General features: G+C 42.6%; 3 protein-coding genes. All 3 read right to left on the bottom strand.

The window, feature by feature from the left end; translation table 11 throughout:
• The coding region (locus tag F6K49_RS43005) for a hypothetical protein (RefSeq protein ID WP_293107708.1) at window positions 1–1,075 on the bottom strand (1,075 nt) is incomplete at its 3' end.
• A gap of 98 nt (window positions 1,076–1,173) precedes the next feature.
• The gene (locus tag F6K49_RS43010; RefSeq protein ID WP_293107711.1) at window positions 1,174–1,521 is read right to left on the bottom strand and encodes a hypothetical protein; all 348 of its coding nucleotides are present in this window, start codon (window positions 1,519–1,521) and stop codon (window positions 1,174–1,176) included.
• Between the two features lie 4 nt (window positions 1,522–1,525).
• The coding region (locus tag F6K49_RS43015; protein WP_293107714.1) for a CHAT domain-containing protein at window positions 1,526–2,161 on the bottom strand (636 nt) is incomplete at its 5' end.

The raw sequence follows: 2,161 nt of genomic DNA on the forward strand, positions 1-2,161 counted from the left end.
TTTCTTGAAAGAGGCGGCAATCATTGAAAAAGGTTTCTAGAAAGCTCAGGTCATCTTGGGGAAGTTTCCCCGAGATATCCCTCAGTTCTCGCTTATAGTTTTCAGCGTTAATCGTAATTGTCAGTCGATAATGGTCTAAATCTCGGAGTAAGCGAGAGTAGTCTAATGCCTTTTGGGAAACTGATTTGATATCGTTCTTGAATTTATTTAACTCTGCTTGACTCAACCTTTGACTAGCTGGCCAGTGTTGAAACGTTTGGTCAAAATACTGCTCAATGTTTTGATATTGATCTTTAATTACCTGATAAACATCACGATTAAGCTGATAAGCACGGATGACTTTATTTCGATAACAAAATAGGTTAATAAAATTGGAATAGTAATCGATAAACTTATCACTGGCTTCTGGTTCACAAAAAATCCAAACCAGGATATGACAGTATTTTTCCGGTTGACTAGGAACTCCGTATTCAAAAATCGGACTGCCGAATAATTCCCCTTCTTGATTGAAGTGAGGACAGGGGATTTGAGGGGGAATGAAGGCTCGCAAACACTCGTCAGCGAGTTGTCTTAATTCCTGGCGATTTTGCAGTAACTTCCAGGGAATAAAGCGTTTTTGTTCTGTATACCAAACTGTTAAGACCAAAGTTTGACCAAGGGAACTGCTGATTTCCTCAGGCATCAAGCAGCCTGCTGGGTTCAATTGTTCTAAAAAGCTGGAGGGGACTGGTTGGGTGCGTTGTGTCTGATTTTGCTCTAGTTCAGGACGGCGGAGGTTTAGGGCTAAGCCATAGGTATCTTGAATTCTGAGGGGAGTTGCAACTCCGGTAACAGCCAGGGAAGTATTATCTAAAGTAACATTACTGCCAAAGTGAAAAGCCACATCATCAGTAGTTTTATCCTTGAGCAGGTCTACTCGATATCCTGACTCTTCTTCAATTTCAAGCTGCTTAGTCACTCCAAATTTTTGAGAGATAATCTCGTTGCACTTGTCCCAGAGTAAGGTAGTTGGCTCACTAGTTTTTAGATGAAAGGCAAATAAATGGACATTAGGGGCATAGACTTTAGAGGTCAATCGCTTCGCTCCAATTCAAAATTATCAATTCAAAATTAAAAAATATCCCACGAATTAATTCGGGGTTTCAAACAGCGCTACTCCCTACTCCCTACTCCCTACTTACTGCTTCCTGTTCCCTGTTCCCCCTTCCCTTTACTATTAAGTTGATCCTTCACCTGCTCACGCAGCTCCTGAAACCAATTATCAAGGCGATCCGGCTGAATAGGTGGAGTGGGAGGAACTTTGCCAAGCTCCTTTCTTTGTTTCTCAAATTCTCTGAGTTTATCCCTAATTGTAAGCCGTGCCTTGAACCAATTCCTGAGAATTTCCTCAACGTTTTCTGGTGGGTTACTCTCCAAAAGGGCTAAGGTCTGATCTAAGTCCTGTAAGTCTTCGATAGAAAACACTTCTGATTTGGTATCCAGGAATTCGGTAAATAGTAGAAGTTTAAGGTCAGAAATCATGATTTTACTCTCCAATTACACAGAATGCTGCCCAATAGTAGGGGTTTTGGAAGGGTTGCTCATCAGGGTTAAACCAATCCAGTGCTTGTTCAATCGTTTTTATCAAAGAGTTGTCTAGGGGTAACTGCCTACTCCAGCCTAGCAACTGAGACTGGGTACTATCCCGCAGCCAGAATTGGGCTTGATTCAGGGCAACTGCTAAAGCCATCTGCTCTCGTAGATTCTGATAAAATTTAATCATCAACAACGCTGTCGATAAATCGTTTACCATCCACAAGCTACTAACCACTGCTGGACTCCCCGCCACTAGGAAACCACTGGGTAAACCAATGTATTCATCGCTGATGTTAGTGTAAATCAATCCCGTTTCGCAAGCAGAAAGGGTGACCAGGCGACATTGTTCTAATTGTAGGCCAAAGACTTCATCGATAGTCAGACACTTCTTTAGGTCAAATACTTCCTCTTCACTTACCCGTAAATAGCGCTCGGGATTGGGCTCAGCAGAGGTCGGTTTGTGGGCATTGGCCAGAATTAGAGCCGATTTCCGTGGTTCTTGGTAATTAAAGTAACCGTGACAGCTAAAATGGGCACAGTGGAATGTGTTGAGATCTTTGCTATCGATGGCGGCTTTGGTGGCAGA

It is taken from the genome of Moorena sp. SIO3I6, assembly GCF_010672095.1.